1 protein-coding gene is annotated in these 1,335 nt (G+C 31.2%); it reads left to right on the top strand.

Features of this window, described 5'->3' with window-relative positions:
• The coding region (locus HMPREF2603_RS00005; protein WP_060804206.1) for an IS1182 family transposase at positions 1 to 1,335 on the top strand (1,335 nt) is incomplete at both ends.

The following is a 1,335-nucleotide window of genomic DNA, read 5'->3' as shown; positions in this document are numbered from 1 at the left end:
GAACAAATGCTTTGATTAAAGAATGTTATGTAGTATTTAGAACCTTTTTAGTAGAAAATCATTATATAGAAGAGAATGCAATTTACATCGATGGTACTAAAATTGAAGCTGATGCAAATAAGTATACGTTTGTTTGGAGAAAGAATACAGAACGTTATAGTCAATCTAATATGAAGAAATCAAAAGAAATATACGAAGAGCTATTAGTAAAAGAAATTTTGCCAAATTTAAAAGAAGAATCACCTGAAGACATACAGATACACGAACTAGAGGCAATCGAAGATTGCTTAAGTCATAAAATTGAGGAACTAACTGATAAAATTGATTCTAACGATGACACGAAGCAAAGAAAATTAATACGTTCAGAACGTACATTATTGAAAAAATACAAAAAAGCAGTGAATGATTGTAAAGAGAAAAAGATGAAGTATGAAGAACAAAAGAAAGTTTTAGGAGATAGAAATAGTTATTCAAAAACTGATCATGATGCGACTTTTATGAGAATGAAAGACGATCATATGATGAATGGTCAATTAAAGCCTGCTTATAATATTCAAGTAGGAACCAACAACCAGTTTGCCTTAGCCTTCGGTGTTTACCAAAATCCAACAGATACAAGAACTTTAGAAAGATTTTTATATAGAGTGCAAGAACTAAATGGTGACATACCTGAAAATGTTGTGTGTGATGCAGGTTATGGTAGTGAAAGTAACTATGGAATAGTCATAGATGTATTTAATAGAACGCCTTTAATGCCGTACGGCATGTTTTTAAAAGAACAAAAAAGAAAGTATAAATCAAACCCTTATAACTCTCTTAATTGGAATTATGATGAAAAAGATGACAGATATATTTGTCCAAACAATAAACTATTATTCTTTTCTGGCTATAGATTCCGAAATGATAAATATGGATATCAACGTCAATTTAAAGAATATAAATGTTATGACTGTATAGGATGTCCGCTCAGAAAAGAATGCATGAACCCTAAAGCCAGACCAGATACTTTGAAAACAATCAGAAGAAATATGGTTTGGGAATTTTATAAGCACTTCACTAGAGAAAAGCTTTCAGATCCAAAAACTTCATCAATTTATAAACAAAGAAAAATTGATGTTGAAACTTTTTTTGGTAATCTGAAGGCTAATTTGGGTTTCACTCGAATGTCTGTCAGAGGCATTGAGAAAGTTGAAACCGAAGTTGGCATAGCGTGTATGGCTGTCAACGTTAGGAAATTGGTAGCTCTTCGAGTTGCGATTTTCTCTATAAACATAAAAAAGCGACGATTTTCAGAAATAATAATGAAAATCGTCGCTTTTATTAGAAGTCAGAACA

It is taken from the genome of Staphylococcus sp. HMSC055C03, assembly GCF_001809385.1.
Classification (GTDB): Bacteria; Bacillota; Bacilli; order Staphylococcales; family Staphylococcaceae; genus Staphylococcus; species Staphylococcus simulans.
Note: the sequence above shows the minus strand (reverse complement) of the source record. Positions and strands in the feature narration are given on the sequence as shown.